The sequence below is a fragment of the Trinickia sp. genome (genome assembly GCF_051953955.1).
Classification (GTDB): Bacteria; Pseudomonadota; Gammaproteobacteria; order Burkholderiales; family Burkholderiaceae; genus Trinickia.
On record NZ_JBQCIF010000103.1, the window covers coordinates 1 to 17,291 of the forward strand.

Here is a 17,291-nt window from a genome sequence, read left to right on the forward strand (position 1 = left end):
GCGGATACCCGTGTGAAAGTAGGTAATCGTCAGGCTCCTTACGTGCCCGTCGCAGTGCGCGCTCAAGCGCCCACTGCGATCCATGCAATGCCTCACCAAACCCCCGATAGCCAACCGCTGTCGGGGGTTTCGTGTTTGGAATCGCCGAAACGCTCATCGCCCTTTCGGGGGCGGCGCGTCCGTCATCTGCCTCACGCAGACGGTCGCCGCCGGTTCGCTAAGCACACTTGCGCCCGCACGCCCACGAGCGAGCGTACGGCGCGATTCCCTAGCGCACGATCCCTTCCTTCAAATAGCGTTCCGCAAGCCGCACCCAGTACGTCGCCCCCACAGGCAGCAATTCGTCGTTGAAGTCATAACTGGCGTTATGCAGCATGCATGGGCCCGCACCGTGACCGGCCTCGCGATGCCCACCCTCGCCGTTGCCGAGAAACGCATAGCAACCGGGCTTGGCCTGGAGCATGAATGCAAAATCTTCCGCGCCCATCGTCGGCTCCGTATGATCTTCGACGTGCTCGGCCCCGACGATTTCGCGCATGATTTCGACGGCGAAACGCGTCTCTTCGCTGCTGTTGATCGTCGGCGGATAATTGCGGTGGAACGTGACCGTCGCCGTGCAATCGAACACCGCGGCAGTGGCCTCGGCCAGCTTCTTCATCTTTGCTTCGATGAGGTCGAGCGTCTCGGTGGCAAACGTGCGCACCGTCCCGGCAAGCCACGCATCGTTCGGGATCACGTTGACGGCGTCCCCCGCGTGGATTTGCGTAATCGAAAGCACCGCTGTATCGATGGGCTTCTTGTTGCGAGTGATGATGCTTTGCAGGGCGTTGCCGATCTGGATTGCCGTAAAAACGGGATCACGGCCGTTATGCGGCATGGCTGCATGGGCGCCCACTCCCTTGATGTCGATCCGAAATTCGTTGCTCGAGGCCATGATCGGGCCTTCGGTTACGCCGAACGTTCCGGCCGGCATGCCGGGCCAATTGTGAATGCCGAACACGGCGTCGACCGGAAACTGCTCGAACAAGCCATCCTCGATCATCGCGCGCGCCCCCGCACCGCCTTCCTCCGCCGGTTGGAAGATGAAGACGATCGTGCCGTCGAATCGGCCGTGCATCGCCAAGTGCCGAGCGGCCCCGAGCAGCATGGCGGTATGCCCATCGTGCCCGCAGGCGTGCATTTTTCCGGGATTTTGCGAGCGATGTTCGAACGTATTCAGTTCCTCAATCGGCAGGGCGTCCATATCGGCCCGCAATCCGATCGAACGCGTGCCGCTGCCGCGCTGAAGCACACCGACGACGCCCGTTTTTCCCAACCCCCGGTGCACGCGTAGACCCCATTTTTCGAGAGACTGCGCGACGAGATCGGCTGTGCGCATCTCTTCGTATCTGAGCTCGGGGTGGGCATGGATACTTCGTCGCAGGGACTGGATTTCCTCTCGCGCGGCCAAGACTTCAGGAATGAGTTTCATGATGCGTTCGACTGTGGGATGAGGTTCTAGAATGTGTGCTGCTATCGAACGAACCATTCTACGCTCAACGGCACCTCGCCAATTTGGTGCGGGCACCCGCACGAAAGGAATAGAATTGTCGGCCTGCCACCGCATGGTCCGCTAATGGAACGCCCGCATGAACGCGCCCCTCGAATTTGCCCGCGCCGTCTGTCCTCACGATTGCCCTGATACCTGCGCAATGCGGGTCACGGTTGCGGACGGCAAAGTGATCAAAGTGGCGGGCGATCCCGATCACCCGCCCACGCAAGGCGTGCTCTGCACGAAAGTCGCACGCTATCCGGAGCGGGTCCACCACGCGCAGCGCTTGACCACGCCGCTTCGGCGAGTCGGGCGAAAAGGCGAGGGCCGGTTCGAGCCGATCGGCTGGGACGAGGCGCTATCGCTGGCCGCGGGGCGGTTGTCCGAGATCGCGCGGCGCGAGCCGCAGGCCGTATTGCCTTACAGCTACGCGGGCACGATGGGCCTCGTCCAGGGCGAAAGCATCGCCCAGCGATTCTTTCACAAGCTAGGCGCGTCCCGCCTCGATCGCACCATCTGCTCCGCAGCGGGGATGGCGGGCCTCAAATACACCTATGGTGCGGCGCTCGGCATGCATCTCGAATTCTTCGAGGAGAGCGACCTCATTCTGATCTGGGGTGCCAATCCTATCGCTTCGAGCTTGCATTTCTGGACACGGGCGCAAGAAGCCAAGCGTCGCGGCGCTCGGCTCGTCGCCATCGATCCGTACCGCTCGCTGACAGCCGAGAAGTGCCATCAGCACATCGCGCTGCGTCCCGGCACCGACGGCGCGTTCGCGCTCGGGATGATGCATGTGCTGATCGCGGAGGACTTGATCGACCATGCCTACGTCGCAGCCCATACCGTTGGCTTCGAGGCGCTCAAGGAGCGCGCGGCGGCGTATCCGCCGGCCCGCGTGGCGCAAATCTGTGGCGTCGAAGAACAAGAGCTCGTCGAACTCGCCCGGCTCTACGGCAAGACGCGCAAGGCGGCCATTCGTCTCAACTACGGCATGCAGCGCGTGCGCGGCGGAGGCAACGCCACGCGGGCGATCGCATGCCTGCCGTCGCTCACCGGCGCCTGGCGCGATCGAGCGGGCGGTTTGCTGCTGTCGAGCTCGGGGTGGGTGCCGTTCGACACGGCCGCGCTGCAGCGTCCCGATCTGATTCCCGGTTGGCCTGCCAAGCTGCCTCGCGTCATCAATATGAACGCGATCGGCGATGCGCTCTTGCATGAGGGCGACGCATCGTTCGGCCCGAAAATCGAAGCGCTCGTCGTCTACAACTCGAATCCCGTGGCCGTGGCGCCCGATTCGGCGCGCGTTGCGGCGGGCTTTGCGCGTGAAGATCTATTCACGATCGTTCTCGAGCATTTTCAGACCGATACGGCCGACTATGCCGATCTCGTGCTGCCCGCCACGACGCAGCTCGAGCATTTCGACGTGCACCGGTCCTACGGCCACACCTATGTCATGGTGAATCGGCCAGCAATTGCGCCGGTCGGCCAGGCGCGGCCGAATACCGAAATTTTCCGTGGGCTAGCGCGCCGGATGGGTCTCGACGATCCGGCGCTGTTCGAAAGCGACGAGACCGTCGGCCGTCACGCCTTCCGTTGGAACGACCCGGCGCTCGAGGGCATCGATTGGGAGACGCTGAACGAAGCGGGGTGGGCCAGGCTGAAGCTGTCCGATGCACCGTTTGCCGAAGGCGGTTTCCGGACGCCCTCGGGCAAGTGCGAGTTCGAAAGCTCACTGCTCGCGCGCGAGGGCAACGACCCGCTGCCCGATTACCTGCCGCCGTACGAATCGCACGACGGCGCGCCCGAACTGGCGGCCCGCTATCCACTTGCGATGATTTCACCGCCCGCCCGGCACTTCTTGAACAGCACGTTCGTCAACGTCGACAGCCTGCGCGAGGTCGAGCGGGAGCCTCATCTCGACATTCATCCGATCGATGCGGCCGCGCGCGGCATTCAGGACGGCGAGCACGTGCGCATTCGCAACGATCGCGGGTCCTTCGTCGCGCGAGCCCGGGTGACCGACCGAGCGCGTGAAGGCGTCGTCGTCGGGCTGTCGATCTGGTGGAAGAAGCTCGCGCCCGACGGGTGCAACGCGAACGCGGTCACGAGCCAAGCGCTGACGGATCTCGGGGCGTCCGCCACGTTCTACGATTGCCTGGTCGAAATCGACCGCCTCGATGTTTGAGTGTTGGGCAAGCGGTTTTCTCCATTTCGAAGTCGGTGTCTAATCCGGTTGTTTCGAGTGAGGCGACCGGCTAGGATGCGCTTTTTAGCACGATCATTCGAAAAAAATTCAGGGAGACGCCGCATGGAAAAAATCTGGTTGAAGTCCTATCCGCCCGGCGTTCCGGCCGAGATCGACGCGTCCGCTTATGCGTCGGTCGTCGAATTGCTCGAAGACAGCTTCCGCCAATACCGCGGCTTGCGTGCGTTTGCCTGCATGGGCAAATCGATCACTTACGGCGAGCTCGACGCGCTCTCACAGCAGGTGGCGGCTTGGTTCCAGTCGAAGGGGCTCGCTCGCGGAGCGCGCATCGCCATCATGATGCCGAACGTGCTGCAATACCCGGTCGTATTGGCCGCGGTTCTGCGTGCGGGCTACGTCGTCGTCAACGTCAATCCCCTCTATACGCCGCGCGAGCTCGAGCATCAGTTGAAAGACAGCGGGGCCGAGGCCATCGTCCTGCTCGAGAATTTTGCCGTGACGTTGCAATCGGTCGTGCACAACACGGCGATCAAGCACGTAATCGTCGCCTCGATGGGCGATCTGATGGGGGCGAAGGGGCTCATCGTCAACTTCGTCGTGCGGCGCGTGAAGAAGATGGTGCCCGCGTGGAGCCTGCCCGGCCACGTGAAATTCAACGATGTCGTGGCCGAGGGCGCGCGGCTGTCCTTCGCGCCGGCCACACTGACCCAAAGCGATATCGCGTTCCTGCAGTACACCGGCGGCACGACGGGCGTGGCGAAGGGCGCGACGCTCACGCACGGGAACATCGTGGCGAACGTGCTGCAATCCGCGGCGTGGCACGAGCCGGCCCACGCGCTACACCCCGAGGTCGAGCAAATCGTCAACGTCATCGCGTTGCCGCTCTATCACATCTATGCGCTGACGGTCTGCGCGATGCTGACGATCCGAACCGGCGGCCTAGGCGTGCTGATTCCGAATCCGCGCGATATCGGCGGGATGATCAAGCAGTTGCATGGGTACGCGATCAATACGTTCCCGGCCGTGAACACGCTTTACAACGCCATGCTCAATCACCCCGATTTCGCCAAGCTCGACTTTTCGAAGCTGATGGTGGCAAACGCGGGCGGGATGGCGCTGCAAGAAGCCGTCGCGAAGCGCTGGTACGAGCGCACGCGCGTGCCCGTCATCGAAGGGTACGGTTTGTCGGAAACCTCGCCGAGCGCGTCGTGCAATCCAGTCACGGCGACCGAGTTCAGCGGCACGATCGGTTTGCCGCTCCCGTCGACCGAACTCTCGATCCGCGACGACGACGGCAACGACATGCCCATCGGGCAGCCTGGGGAGATCTGCATCCGCGGGCCGCAGGTCATGGCGGGCTATTGGAACCGGCCGGACGAGACGGCGAAGGTGATGACGGCCGACGGCTTCTTCAAAACGGGCGACATCGGCATCATGGATGAGCGCGGCTATTTCAAGATCGTCGATCGCAAGAAGGACATGATTCTCGTCTCGGGATTCAACGTTTATCCGAACGAGATCGAAGACGTCGTCGCGAAGCATCCGGGCGTGCTCGAGGTGGCCGCGGTTGGGGTGCCCGACGAGCACTCGGGCGAAGCGGTCAAGCTCGTTATCGTCAAGCGCGACCCGGCGCTGACGCAAGCCGACGTCATCGCGTTCTGCAAGGAGCAACTCACCGGATATAAGCGGCCCAAGATCGTCGAATTCCGGACGGATTTGCCGAAAACCAACGTCGGAAAGATCCTGCGCCGAGAATTGCGCGATGCGCCCGCAGCGCCCCCCGTCGCGCCGGTCGCCCACGAGCGCAGTGCGTGATGTCGCGGTGCGGCAAAGGCGCCCATGCTGTATCGGTCGCGCAACATCGTCTAAAATGCACGATTGACTGCGGTTTTGCTCTGAACTAAGCATGTGCACCATGCGAGCAGCGCAAACTGGCGGTTCGGTGCGGCAGGGCGGACCGCGTTTCGACGGCCCTTTTGCTGCGCTGCATGGAGAGTGCGATGACGCTGGACGAGTTGATTACCGAATTTGATCGTGGGCTGCGTTCGATCGCCGGCGTGAGCCGGATGACGCGGCCGGTGCCTACGCCCGAGCCGCTCGACGCGAGCGCGCCCGCTGCCGCGCAGATGACGCTTGCCGAATCCTCGCAGTCGGCGGCGCTCATGCGCGTGAACCATGTCGGGGAGATCTGCGCGCAAGCGCTCTATCAGGCGCAGAAGCTCGCGACGCGCTCGCCCGCGCTCAAGGATGCTTTCGAACACGCCGCGCGCGAGGAGGAGGATCACCTCGCATGGACGTCGGCCCGGCTGCGCGAACTCGACTCTCGACCGAGCCTGCTCAATCCGCTCTGGTACACCGGCGCGCTCGCGATCGGCTTCGCGGCCGGCTGTTTCGGCGATAAAGCGAGCCTCGGCTTCATGGCCGAGACCGAGCGCCAGGTCGAGCGTCATTTGGAGGGGCATTTGCAAACGTTGCCCGAGGCCGATCGAGTATCGCGCGCAATCGTGGCGCAAATGCGCGACGATGAGCGCACGCATGGTCAATCGGCCACGGAGGCCGGCGGCGCCGAACTGCCGATGCCCGTGAAAGCGCTCATGCGCGCCGCCTCGAAAGTCATGACGCAAACGGCCTATTACATCTAACTTCGCAGTGGGAGCGGCGCGTTCGCGTCGCTCGTCGAACTATCCCGATCTCCCGCTTTTGATCCTATCTTTTCGCGCTTCCGGTGCTTGCCGCGCCGGTGCGCGCAGCGAGCTTCTCACGTATCACATTCAGAAAATGCACTAGTCCATTCTTTTATAACGTTTTTTGATTTCTCATCCTGCGTGAAGGGACGCACGTAAGTCCTTGTTCTAACAAACAAATCTCTCTGAAAAAACGGCTTTCTCCCTTGACCGGCCTAGGGCTGTGCTCTAAAGTGGGAGACAGTGTGAGAAAGTGTATTTTTGTGGATCGTTCGGTGCGTTCCGGCCGATTTTTCGAGCGATGGAGCGCAGGGCTCCGAAGGGGAGAGAAAAGTGTTTCAGGGGGCGTCGGCGCTGACGCTCGATGCGAAGGGGCGCATGTCCGTGCCCTCTCGGTATCGCGAGGCGCTGCAAGGCGAGGCACAAGGCCGGGTGACGCTGACGAAGCACCCGGACGGCTGCCTATTGCTGTTCCCCCGCCCCGAGTGGGAAATCTTTCGCACGAAGATCGCCGCGTTGCCGATGGATGCCCATTGGTGGCGCCGCATTTTTCTCGGTAACGCCTCCGACGTCGATCTCGATAGCGCGGGACGGATTCTCGTCTCGCCGGAATTGCGCATGGCCGCGGGTCTGGAAAAGGAAATCATGTTGCTCGGCATGGGAAGCCACTTCGAACTGTGGGATGCGCAGACTTACGCCGCCAAGGAGCAGGCGGCGATGGCGCAGGGCATGCCCGACGCGCTGAAGAATTTCACGTTTTGATCGCGGTTTGAAATAGGGCGCTGCGATGGAAAACGAATTGCAGCATCGCACGGTGCTGTTGGAAGAGGCGGTGAATGCGTTGATCACGCGTCCGGACGGCGTCTATGTCGACGGCACGTTCGGGCGCGGCGGACACAGCCGGGCGGTGCTCGCGAAGTTGGGTGAAGCCGCGCGGCTCATCGCATTCGACAAGGATCCGCAGGCGATCGCAACGGCGCGCGCGATCGGCGATCCGCGCTTCACGATCGTGCACGAGAGTTTTGCGTCGTTGGCGCCGGCGCTGGCGACGCGAGGAATCGGACGTGTCGCCGGCGTATTGCTGGATCTCGGGGTGTCGTCCCCGCAATTGGACGATCCCTCGCGCGGGTTCAGCTTCCGTGCAGACGGTCCGCTCGACATGCGGATGGACCCGACGCGCGGCGAATCCGCGGCCGAGTGGTTGGCACGGGCGAGTCAGCAGGAACTCACGGAGGTCATTCGAGATTATGGGGAAGAACGGTTTGCTGTTCAGATTGCAAAGGCGCTTGTTGCTCGCCGGGCAGAGTCCGACCGTCTTGGGCCTCTCGACAGCACGGGCGAGCTTGCCGAAATCGTGGCTCGCGCCGTCAAGACCCGTGAGAAGGGCAAGGATCCGGCCACCCGCACCTTTCAGGCTATACGGATTCACGTCAATCAAGAGCTTGCGGAGTTGCAAGTCGTTTTAGAGGCGGCACTGTCATCGTTGGAGCAAGGGGGGCGGCTGGTGGTCATCAGCTTTCATTCGCTCGAGGATCGAATCGTGAAGCGATTCATGCAGGCGCACGCCAGTGCCCCTGCCGTGGATCGTCGCTTGCCGATTCGCGCCGTCGATCTGCCCGCCGCACCGTTGAAAATCATCGGCCGCGTGTTTGCGAGCGATGCCGAAGTCGAGGCCAACCCGCGTGCCCGCTCGGCGGTCATGCGCGTCGCGGAGCGCGTCGCGCCATGAGCCGCCTCAATATCTTCCTGTTCATCGTCGTTCTCGGTTGCGCACTTTCCGTCGTCGATTCCACGAACCAGCAGCGGCAGATGTTCGTGCAGCTCGAGCGCGCGCAATCGGAAGAGCATCAGCTTCAGCAGGACTACGCGCAGTTGCAGTATCAGCAAAGCGCGTTGTCGAAGACGTCCCGCATCGAGCAGCTCGCGACGGCCACGCTCAAGATGCACCCCGCATCGTCGGGCGATACGCAATTTCTGACGCTCGCCCCTGGCGCCAGCGTGGCCGAGAACGCGCCGATTCCAATGTTGCCGGCCAGCGCGCCGGCCGCTAACGCGCGCGCGGGCAAGGGCACCGGCAATCCGGCCGGCCGTGCCGTTCATCGTGGAGGTGCGCGATGAAGCACGCCGCCAAGACGAAGAGCGTCACGTTCTCCGCAAGCCCGGTCCTGTCGGTGCGTTTGCCGATGTGGCGTTCCAAGCTCGTCGTGTTCATGCTCTTCATGGCGTTCGTCGCGCTCGCGGCGCGGGCGTTCTGGATACAAGGCCCGGGCAACGCCTTCTATCAGAAGCAGGGCGAAAGCCGCTACGAGCGCACGATCGAACTGCCCGCGACGCGCGGCAAGATTCTCGACCGCAACGGGCTCGTGCTGGCCACGAGCCTGCCCGTGCGCGCCATTTGGGCGATTCCCGAGTCCGTGCCCGAGGATCTCGATCCGGCCAAGCTCGTCGCGCTCGGCAGCCTGCTCGGCATGACGCAAAAGCAACTGCGCGCCAAGCTTTCCGAGGACAAGACGTTCGTCTACGTGAAGCGCCAAGTGCCGGTCGACGTCGCCGAAAAAATCGAGGCGCTCAAGATTCCGGGCATTTATCAGCGGACCGAATACAAGCGCTTCTACCCTGAAGGCGAGATCACGGCTCACCTCGTCGGTTTTACGAACATCGAAGACGAAGGCCAGGAAGGCGTCGAGCTCAGCGATCAGAAGCTGCTTGCCGGCACGCCGGGCCTGCGCCGCGTCATCAAGGACCGTTTGGGCCACATCATCGAGGACGTCGACGAGCAGGCCGTGCCGCACAACGGGCAGGACGTCGAACTCTCGATCGACAGCAAGATTCAGTACATCGCCTATTCGAATCTGAAGGCGGCCGTGGAGAAGTCGAAGGCCAAGGCCGGCGCTGCGATCGTCGTCGACGTGCGCACGGGCAACGTCCTCGCGCTCGTCAATTATCCGACCTACAACCCGAACGACCGCTCGCGCCTAACCGGTGAGCAATTGCGCAACCGCGCGCTCACGGACGTCTTCGAGCCCGGCTCGATCATGAAGCCGTTCACGGTTTCGCTCGCGCTCGATTTGCATCGCGTGACGCCCAATACGCTCGTCGATACGGGCAACGGCCACTTCACGCTCGACGGTGCGACGATCACGGACGACAGCGGCTTCGGCGTGCTCACAGTAGGCGGCGTGATCCAAAAGTCGAGCAACATCGGCGCGACGAAGATCGCCATGACGCTCAAGCCCGAAGAGATGTGGAATATGTATACGAGCATCGGGCTCGGACAGGCGCCGAAGGTCGGTTTCCCCGGCACGGCCGCCGGTCGGCTGCGGCCGTGGAAGAGCTGGCGTCGAATCGAGCAGGCGACGATGTCGTACGGCTATGGCCTGTCCGTCTCGCTGTTCCAGCTCGCACGCGCCTATACCGCCATCGCGCACGACGGCGAACTCATGCCGGTCTCGCTGTTCAAGACGGATGCAAGCCAGCCCGTGACGGGGCCGCGGATCTTTTCCCCGACCACCGCGCGCGAAGTGCGCACGATGCTCGAATCGGTCGTGACCTCGGCCGGCACGTCGCCCGAGGCCGCGGTGCCCGGATATCGCGTGGGCGGCAAGAGCGGCACCGCGTACGAGCATTCGCCGCACGGCGGCTACGATCATTCGAAGTACCGCGCGTCGTTCGTCGGGATGGCGCCGATGCCGAACCCGCGCATCGTCGTGGCCGTCTCGATCGATCAGCCGACGGCCGGCAGCCATTTCGGCGGCTACGTATCGGGCCCCGTGTTCGCCGGCATCGTCGGCGATACGCTGCGCAGCTTGAACGTGCCGCCCGACATGCCGGTCAAGCAGCTCGTCGTATCCGACGATTCAGCGAAGACAGCGGGCAACGCCGCGCCTTCCGCGGCCGCCCGCACGGTGAAGGTGTCGGCCGATGCACACGCGCACCCGGGAGTCGTCCGATGAACGCTCCCTACGACGAGGACGCCATGCGCCGGGAAGTCTCCGATGCGCTCGCCTGGCTGCGCGCCAACGCGGCGGCCGATGCCCAACTGCACGCGGACACGCGGACGCTCGCTCCCGGCGACGTATTTTTCGCGTATGCCGTCGACGGCGCCGATAGCCGCCCCCATATCGCCGCCGCGTTCGAACGCGGTGCCGGGGCAGTGCTCTATCAGCCCGACGGATTCTCGGGCAGCGCCGATCCCGTGCGCTCGCGTGCGGTGCCGCAGCTCGATCGCCTGGCCGGCGAGATCGCGAGCCTCTGGTACGGCGCGCCGAGCGAATCGATGCGCGTGATCGGCGTGACGGGGACGAACGGCAAGACCTCTTGCTCGCAATGGATCGCCGCCGCGTTGACGGCGCTCGGCGAGCCGTGCGCCGTCATCGGCACGCTCGGAACGGGGATGTCGGGCCATCTGGTTCATACCGGGTTCACGACGCCCGATGCGCCGCAGATGCAACGTTCGCTCGCGCAACTGGCAGCGGCCGGCGCGCGCGCCGTGGCGATGGAGGTATCGTCCCACGCGCTGCATCAGGGCCGCGTGAACGGGACGGCGTTCGACATCGCCCTCTTCACGAATCTCACGCAAGATCACCTCGACTATCACCGCACGTTCGAGGCCTACGAGGCGGCGAAAGCGAAGCTGTTCGACTGGTCGACCTTGAAGACGGCGGTCATCAATCGCGACGACGCGGCCGGCCGCCGGCTCATCGCGCGCACGCACAAGCGCATGCCGACGATCGCCTACGGCATCGGGACGGCGAGCGATGCGCCGAGCGCGCACGCGGCGCTCGTGGCGACGAACGTGCGCGCCACCGCGACCGGGACGGCGTTCCGTCTATCGTCGGATTGGGGCGCCGCCGACGTCGAGGTCGGCACGCTCGGCGCATTCAACGTGAGCAATTTGCTCGGCGTCCTCGGCGCGTTGTTGGCCGCCGACGTTCCGCTCGCCGATGCGCTCGCGCAACTCGCGAAGCTCGAGCCCGTCAACGGCCGCATGCAACGGCTCGGCGGGCGGCTCGCGAGCGACGAGCCGCTCGTCGTCGTCGACTATGCCCATACTCCCGACGCGCTCGAGAAGACGCTCGACGCACTGCGGCCGATGGCGCAGGCGCGCGGCGGCAAGCTCGTCTGCATGTTCGGCTGCGGCGGCGATCGCGACGCGACCAAGCGCCCGTTGATGGGTTCGATCGCCGAGCGGCTGGCGGACGCGGTCGTCGTGACGAGCGATAACCCGCGCAGTGAAGGCCCTGCCTCGATCATCGATCAGATCGTCGCCGGCATGACGCATCCGGACGCGGTGCGCCGCATCGAGGATCGTGCGAACGCGATCTTGCATGCCGTGCGCGATGCGGCGCGCGAAGACGTGGTCCTGCTGGCCGGCAAGGGGCACGAAGCGACACAGGAAATCATGGGCAAAAAGCGCGCTTTCTCCGATCAAGACCACGCTCGTCTGGCGCTTGCCGCACGTGCGACGCATTCGCGCGGAGGCGATCAATGACGATGTTTTCCTTGAACGAAGCCGCGCAATTGATCCCGGGCGCCACGGTGCATGGGGATGGCGCTGCCGTGTTCGCGCGCATCGGCACGGATAGCCGCACGACAGGGCCCGGCGAGCTGTTCGTCGCGCTCAAGGGCGATCGATTCGACGCGCACGACTTTCTGCCCGACGTCGCGGCGCGCGGCGTTTCCGCCGTCATCGTTTCGCGGCTGCCGAGCGAATGGCGCGTGCCGGCGCTCGTGGTGCCCGATACGCGCGTCGCGCTCGGCGCGCTCGCACGGGGCTGGCGTCGCCGGTTCCCGATTCCGCTCGTCGCCGTGACGGGCAGCAACGGGAAGACGACGGTCAAAGAGATGATCGCGTCGATCTTCGCGCAGGCGGTAGGCGAATCGGCGCGGCTGGCCACGGCCGGCAACTTCAACAACGACGTCGGCTTGCCGCTCACGCTGCTGCGCTTGAGCGCGGCGCATCGGCTCGCCGTCATCGAAGTCGGAATGAATCACCCCGGCGAAACCGATGTGCTCGCAAAGATTGCGTCGCCGACGATCGCGCTGGTGAATAACGCGCAGCGCGAACATCAAGAGTTCATGGCGACGGTCGAGGCCGTGGCGCTCGAACACGCCAGCGTGATTCACGCGCTGCCGGCTACGGGCGCCGCCGTGTTTCCCGCCGATGACGCCTATGCCGGTATCTGGCGAACGGCGGCGACGGGGAACCGGATCGTCGATTTTGCGCTCGAAGACGCTTCGCACACGAGCGCCGCGGTGCCCGCGGCCGTCACCGGCGCGCTCGAGGGCAACCGTTTGCGTGTGCGCACGAGCGTGGGCGAGTTCGAGGCAACGCTGCAGGTGCTCGGCGATCACAACGCGCGCAATGCGTTGGCCGCAACGGCCGCAGCCGTCGCGGCCAACGTCTCGCTGGAAGATATCGCTCGCGGTCTCGAGGCGTTCTCGCCGGTGAAGGGCCGGCTGCAGACGAAGCGTGCGGTGGCGGGGGCGTTGGCCGGTGCGACCGTCATCGACGATACCTACAACGCGAACCCCGATTCGATGCGCGCGGCGATCGACGTGTTGGCCGCGCGCGGCGCGCCGCGCGTGCTCGTGATGGGCGACATGGGCGAGGTCGGCGACAACGGGCCGGCGTTTCATCGCGAAGTCGGTGCCTACGCGCGCGAGCGCGGCATCGACGTGCTGCTGGCGCTCGGCGACGCCTCGCGCGATTCGTGCGCCGCGTTCGATGCGGCACCGTCTGCCGCCGCGAGCATCGGCGCGGGCGCCGGCACGGCACGTCATTTCGACGCAGCCGAATCGCTGATCGAGTACCTGTTGCAGGCGGGCTTTGGCGCGGGAGCGACGTTGCTCGTGAAAGGCTCGCGTTTCATGCGGATGGAGCGCGTCGTCGACGCGCTTACCGCGCACCAACCACCCCAAGTGCCGGGCGGCTCGCCCGGCACGCATTGAAGAGAAGGACGAGCATGCTGCTGGTGCTGGCGCAATGGCTGCAGAACGACGCAAGCTTTTTGCGCGTATTCAGCTATCTGACGTTTCGCGCGGTGATGGCCACCATCACCGCGCTCGTGATTGGGCTCGTGTGCGGGCCGTGGGTGATCCGCAAGCTGACGCAGATGAAAGTCGGCCAGGCGGTGCGCACCGACGGGCCGAAGACGCACCTCGTCAAATCGGGCACGCCCACGATGGGCGGCGTGCTGATTCTGATCGGGATCGCCGTCTCGACGCTGCTCTGGGCCGATTTGACGAACCGCTTCATTTGGATCGTGATGCTCGTGACGTTCGGTTTCGGCGTGATCGGCTGGGTCGACGATTACCGCAAGGTCGTCTACAAGGATCCGCGTGGCATGTCCTCGCGCGAGAAGTACTTCTGGCAGTCGGTCATCGGGCTGTTCGCGGCCGTGTATCTCGCGTTCAGCGTCTCGGAGGCGAACAACGTCCGCGTCTTCGATCTGTTCATGGCCTGGGTGCGCAGCGGCTTGTCGATGGGGCTGCCGGCGAGTGCCGACTTGATGCTGCCGTTCTTGAAGTCGATCAGCTATCCGCTCGGCGTCTGGGGCTTCATCGCGTTGACCTATTTCGTCATCGTGGGGGCGAGCAATGCCGTCAATCTGACGGACGGCCTCGACGGGCTCGTGATCATGCCCGTCGTGCTCGTCGGTGCTTCGCTCGGCGTGTTCGCCTACGTGATGGGCAGTTCGGTCTATTCGAAGTATTTGCTGTTTCCGCACATCCCGGGCGCGGGCGAGCTCTTGATCTTCTGCTCGGCGATGGGCGGCGCGGGGCTCGCGTTCCTTTGGTACAACACGCACCCGGCGCAAGTCTTCATGGGCGACGTCGGAGCGCTCGCGCTCGGCGGCGCGCTGGGCACGGTCGCCGTCATCGTGCGGCAAGAGATCGTGCTGTTCATCATGGGTGGCATCTTCGTGGCCGAGACGCTGTCGGTCATGCTCCAAGTCGTCTGGTTCAAGTACACGAAGAAGCGCTATGGCGAAGGGCGGCGCATCTTCAAGATGGCGCCGCTGCATCATCACTTCGAGCTGTCGGGCTGGAAGGAAACGCAGGTGGTCGTGCGCTTCTGGATCATCACTTTGATGCTCTGTCTGTTCGGTTTGTCGACGTTGAAGCTGCGCTGACGCGCGGCGAACGCAAAGGAAAAAGGGAAAGCAAGCGATGTTCGGCGAGACGTTTGGAGATCGGCAGCGGCCGATGGTACTCGTGCTGGGGCTCGGTGAATCGGGCCTCGCGATGGCGCGCTGGTGCGCGCGCCAGGGGTGCCGCTTGCGCGTCGCCGATACGCGCGCGGCGCCCCCGAACCTGCAGGCGCTTGCCAGTCACGGCATCGAGGCGCAATTCGCCGGTGGCGCTTTTTCGCCGGCCTTGCTCGACGACGGTATCGAACTCGTCGCGCTGAGCCCGGGCTTGTCGCCGCTCGCACAAGATCTCGTTCCGCTCATCGCGCACGCACGCGAGCGCGGCATTCCCGTCTGGGGCGAAGTCGAATTCTTCGCGCAGGCGCTTCGGCATCTGGGCGAGAGCGGCTACGCGCCGAAGGTCGTCGCGATAACCGGGACCAACGGCAAGACCACGACGACGAGCATGACGGGGCAGCTGTGCGAACGAGCCGGCAAGAAGGTTGCCGTCGCGGGCAACATCAGCCCGTCGATGCTCGACCGCTTGATGGACGCGATCGACGGAGCCGCGCTGCCCGACATCTGGGTGCTCGAGTTGTCGAGCTTCCAACTCGAGACGGCGCACACGTTCGCCCCCGATGCGGCCACCGTGCTCAACATCACGCAAGATCACCTCGATTGGCACGGCGGGCTCGATGCCTATGCCGCGGCGAAGGGGCGCATCTTCGGACCGGGTACCGTGCGCGTGCTCAATCGCGACGATGCGCGCACGATGGCGCTCGCGCCGCGTGCCGCTGCAGCGGGTGAGGCGCAAGCGCCTTACGTGACGTTCGGCGTGAACGAGCCGACGCGTCTGGGCGACTACGGGCTCGCGCGCGAAAACGGCATCAACTGGCTCGTGCAGGCGCGCGAGCGCGAGCCGTCGGACGAAACGGCGAGCCCGCGCCGTCGTCGCCAAGAGGCGGCCGCGAGCACCGATCTCGCGATCACGCGCTTGATGCCCGCCGATGCGTTACGCATTCGCGGTCTGCACAACGCAGCCAACGCGTTGGCTGCGTTCGCGTTGGCGCGCGCGATCGGCTTGCCGGCCGCGCCCTTGTTGCACGGCCTGCGCGAGTACCGCGGGGAGCCGCATCGCGTCGAATCGATCGCGTCGATCGACGGCGTCGATTACGTGGACGACAGCAAGGGAACGAACGTCGGCGCAACCGTGGCGGCGCTCGACGGGCTCGCCCAACGCGTCGTGCTGATCGCCGGCGGCGACGGCAAGGGGCAGGATTTCGAGCCGCTCGCGCGGCCCGTTGCCCGCTGGTGCAGAGCCGTAATGCTGATCGGTCGCGACGCGCCGCGCATTCGCGAGGCGCTGACCGAAGCGGGCGTCGTGCTGGCCGAGCACGCTACGCTCGAGGCCGCCACGCGCGCCGCCTCCGCGCTCGCCGAGCCCGGCGACGCGGTGCTGCTGTCGCCGGCCTGTGCGAGCTTGGACATGTTCGACAACTATGCGCATCGCGCGGCCGTGTTTCGCAGCACGGTCGAGGAGATCGCAGCGGAGCGGGGGACGATGCTATGAGCTGGACCGACCGTTTCGGCTCGCGCCTCATGCAACGCGATGGGGCGGCGGGCAGCAAACCGGCAAAGGGTGGTCAAGGCAACGCCGGCAACAGCGCGTCGTCCGGCTCCGGCGTAGGCGGGCTCGCGAGCGCCGTGAGCGGGATGCGGCCCGTGCGCTCGCGCATGCTCGATTACGATCATGCGCTGCTGTGGGTGGTCATTGCGCTGCTCGGCCTCGGCGTCGTGATGGTCTACTCCGCATCGATCGCCATGCCCGATTCGCCGAAGTACGCCTCTTATCACACGTACGCGTTCTTGCTGCGTCACGTGATCTCGATCACGCTCGCGTCGGCCATCGCCATCGTCGTATTCAAGATTCCGATCTCGGTGTGGGACAAGTACGCGCCCAAGCTCTTCCTGCTCGCGCTCGCGGCGCTCGTCATCGTGCTGATTCCGCACATCGGCAAGGGCGTGAACGGCGCGCGCCGCTGGATTCCGCTCGGTCTCATGAACATGCAGCCATCGGAAATCATGAAGCTGGCCGTGACGATCTACGCGGCCAACTACACCGTGCGCAAGCAAGAGCACATGCACAGCTTCGCCAAGGGCTTCTTGCCGATGGGCTTCGCCGTCGGCGTCGTCGGCGCGCTGCTGCTGCTCGAGCCCGACATGGGCGCGTTCATGGTCGTCGCGGCGATCGCGATGGGCGTGCTGTTCCTCGGCGGCGTGAACGGCAAACTGTTCGGCGGCCTCGTGGCCACGGCGGTGGGGACGTTCTCGCTGCTCGTCTGGGCCTCGCCCTGGCGGCGCGAGCGGATCTTCGCCTATCTCGATCCGTGGGACGATCGCTACGCGCAAGGCAAGGCTTATCAATTGACTCACTCGCTGATCGCGTTCGGCCGCGGCGAGTGGCTGGGCGTCGGACTCGGCGCGAGCGTCGAGAAACTCTTGTACCTGCCGGAAGCGCACACGGATTTCCTGCTCGCGGTCATCGCCGAGGAGCTCGGTTTCGTCGGCGTCGTCGCCGTGATGGCGCTCTTCGCGTGGCTGCTGTTTCGCGCGTACTCGATCGGGCGGCAGGCCGCGCGGCTGTCGCGACCGTTCGCAGCACTCGTCGCGCAGGGGATCGGCGTGTGGATCGGCGTGCAGACGTTCATCAACATGGGCGTCAACATGGGCGTGCTGCCGAC

The 17,291-nt window shown here is 64.8% G+C and carries 13 protein-coding genes; 12 read left to right on the forward strand and 1 reads right to left on the reverse strand.

Annotation, left to right across the window (positions count from 1 at the left end):
• Window positions 1-268 precede the first annotated feature (268 nt).
• Window positions 269-1,471, reverse strand: a complete 1,203-nt coding sequence (locus ACTHNZ_RS19615) for a M20 aminoacylase family protein (RefSeq protein ID WP_440544236.1) — start codon at window positions 1,469-1,471, stop codon at window positions 269-271.
• A 157-nt stretch (window positions 1,472-1,628) separates the two neighbouring features.
• Here ACTHNZ_RS19615 and ACTHNZ_RS19620 point away from each other — a divergent pair, with 157 nt between their 5' ends.
• The 12 genes from ACTHNZ_RS19620 to ftsW all read left to right on the forward strand — a co-directional run.
• Window positions 1,629-3,713: a molybdopterin-containing oxidoreductase family protein gene (locus ACTHNZ_RS19620; RefSeq protein ID WP_440544237.1), complete on the forward strand. Its 2,085-nt coding sequence runs from the start codon at window positions 1,629-1,631 to the stop codon at window positions 3,711-3,713.
• Between the two features lie 123 nt (window positions 3,714-3,836).
• Window positions 3,837-5,549, forward strand: coding sequence for a long-chain fatty acid--CoA ligase (locus tag ACTHNZ_RS19625; RefSeq protein WP_440544238.1), 1,713 nt, complete (start codon window positions 3,837-3,839; stop codon window positions 5,547-5,549).
• Between the two features lie 185 nt (window positions 5,550-5,734).
• Complete coding sequence (gene coq7 / locus ACTHNZ_RS19630; RefSeq protein ID WP_440544239.1) at window positions 5,735-6,376, forward strand: 2-polyprenyl-3-methyl-6-methoxy-1,4-benzoquinone monooxygenase; 642 nt, start codon at window positions 5,735-5,737, stop codon at window positions 6,374-6,376.
• A 375-nt stretch (window positions 6,377-6,751) separates the two neighbouring features.
• Window positions 6,752-7,180: a division/cell wall cluster transcriptional repressor MraZ gene (gene mraZ / locus ACTHNZ_RS19635; protein ID WP_121277287.1), complete on the forward strand. Its 429-nt coding sequence runs from the start codon at window positions 6,752-6,754 to the stop codon at window positions 7,178-7,180.
• A 25-nt stretch (window positions 7,181-7,205) separates the two neighbouring features.
• Complete coding sequence (gene rsmH, locus ACTHNZ_RS19640) at window positions 7,206-8,147, forward strand: 16S rRNA (cytosine(1402)-N(4))-methyltransferase RsmH (protein ID WP_440544240.1); 942 nt, start codon at window positions 7,206-7,208, stop codon at window positions 8,145-8,147.
• Window positions 8,144-8,536, forward strand: a complete 393-nt coding sequence (ftsL, locus tag ACTHNZ_RS19645) for a cell division protein FtsL (RefSeq protein WP_440544241.1) — start codon at window positions 8,144-8,146, stop codon at window positions 8,534-8,536. Before rsmH ends, ftsL begins: the two co-directional genes overlap by 4 nt.
• The gene (locus ACTHNZ_RS19650; protein ID WP_440544242.1) at window positions 8,533-10,371 is read left to right on the forward strand and encodes a peptidoglycan D,D-transpeptidase FtsI family protein; all 1,839 of its coding nucleotides are present in this window, start codon (window positions 8,533-8,535) and stop codon (window positions 10,369-10,371) included. The genes ftsL and ACTHNZ_RS19650 overlap by 4 nt, the downstream gene beginning before the upstream one ends.
• The gene (locus ACTHNZ_RS19655; RefSeq protein WP_440544243.1) at window positions 10,368-11,909 is read left to right on the forward strand and encodes a UDP-N-acetylmuramoyl-L-alanyl-D-glutamate--2,6-diaminopimelate ligase; all 1,542 of its coding nucleotides are present in this window, start codon (window positions 10,368-10,370) and stop codon (window positions 11,907-11,909) included. The genes ACTHNZ_RS19650 and ACTHNZ_RS19655 overlap by 4 nt, the downstream gene beginning before the upstream one ends.
• Window positions 11,906-13,369, forward strand: coding sequence for a UDP-N-acetylmuramoyl-tripeptide--D-alanyl-D-alanine ligase (locus ACTHNZ_RS19660; protein ID WP_440544244.1), 1,464 nt, complete (start codon window positions 11,906-11,908; stop codon window positions 13,367-13,369). The genes ACTHNZ_RS19655 and ACTHNZ_RS19660 overlap by 4 nt, the downstream gene beginning before the upstream one ends.
• A gap of 14 nt (window positions 13,370-13,383) precedes the next feature.
• Window positions 13,384-14,553 carry a phospho-N-acetylmuramoyl-pentapeptide-transferase gene (gene mraY / locus ACTHNZ_RS19665; protein ID WP_440544245.1) on the forward strand — a complete coding sequence of 390 codons (1,170 nt, stop codon included), beginning with the start codon at window positions 13,384-13,386 and terminating at the stop codon, window positions 14,551-14,553.
• A gap of 37 nt (window positions 14,554-14,590) precedes the next feature.
• Window positions 14,591-16,120: a UDP-N-acetylmuramoyl-L-alanine--D-glutamate ligase gene (gene murD, locus ACTHNZ_RS19670; protein ID WP_440544246.1), complete on the forward strand. Its 1,530-nt coding sequence runs from the start codon at window positions 14,591-14,593 to the stop codon at window positions 16,118-16,120.
• A partial coding sequence (gene ftsW, locus ACTHNZ_RS19675) for a putative lipid II flippase FtsW (protein WP_440544247.1) occupies window positions 16,117-17,291 on the forward strand: 1,175 nt, incomplete at its 3' end. The genes murD and ftsW, both read left to right, overlap by 4 nt.

What these genes read in the sequence shown, in the direction of transcription:
- ACTHNZ_RS19615 (WP_440544236.1), bottom strand. Translation starts at nt 1,471, where the DNA reads ATGAAACTCATTCCTGAAGTCTTGGCCGCGCGAGAGGAAATCCAGTCC.
- ACTHNZ_RS19620 (WP_440544237.1), top strand. Translation starts at nt 1,629, where the DNA reads ATGAACGCGCCCCTCGAATTTGCCCGCGCCGTCTGTCCTCACGATTGC.
- ACTHNZ_RS19625 (WP_440544238.1), top strand. Translation starts at nt 3,837, where the DNA reads ATGGAAAAAATCTGGTTGAAGTCCTATCCGCCCGGCGTTCCGGCCGAG.
- coq7 (WP_440544239.1), top strand. Translation starts at nt 5,735, where the DNA reads ATGACGCTGGACGAGTTGATTACCGAATTTGATCGTGGGCTGCGTTCG.
- rsmH (WP_440544240.1), top strand. Translation starts at nt 7,206, where the DNA reads ATGGAAAACGAATTGCAGCATCGCACGGTGCTGTTGGAAGAGGCGGTG.
- ftsL (WP_440544241.1), top strand. Translation starts at nt 8,144, where the DNA reads ATGAGCCGCCTCAATATCTTCCTGTTCATCGTCGTTCTCGGTTGCGCA.
- ACTHNZ_RS19650 (WP_440544242.1), top strand. Translation starts at nt 8,533, where the DNA reads ATGAAGCACGCCGCCAAGACGAAGAGCGTCACGTTCTCCGCAAGCCCG.
- ACTHNZ_RS19655 (WP_440544243.1), top strand. Translation starts at nt 10,368, where the DNA reads ATGAACGCTCCCTACGACGAGGACGCCATGCGCCGGGAAGTCTCCGAT.
- ACTHNZ_RS19660 (WP_440544244.1), top strand. Translation starts at nt 11,906, where the DNA reads ATGACGATGTTTTCCTTGAACGAAGCCGCGCAATTGATCCCGGGCGCC.
- mraY (WP_440544245.1), top strand. Translation starts at nt 13,384, where the DNA reads ATGCTGCTGGTGCTGGCGCAATGGCTGCAGAACGACGCAAGCTTTTTG.
- murD (WP_440544246.1), top strand. Translation starts at nt 14,591, where the DNA reads ATGTTCGGCGAGACGTTTGGAGATCGGCAGCGGCCGATGGTACTCGTG.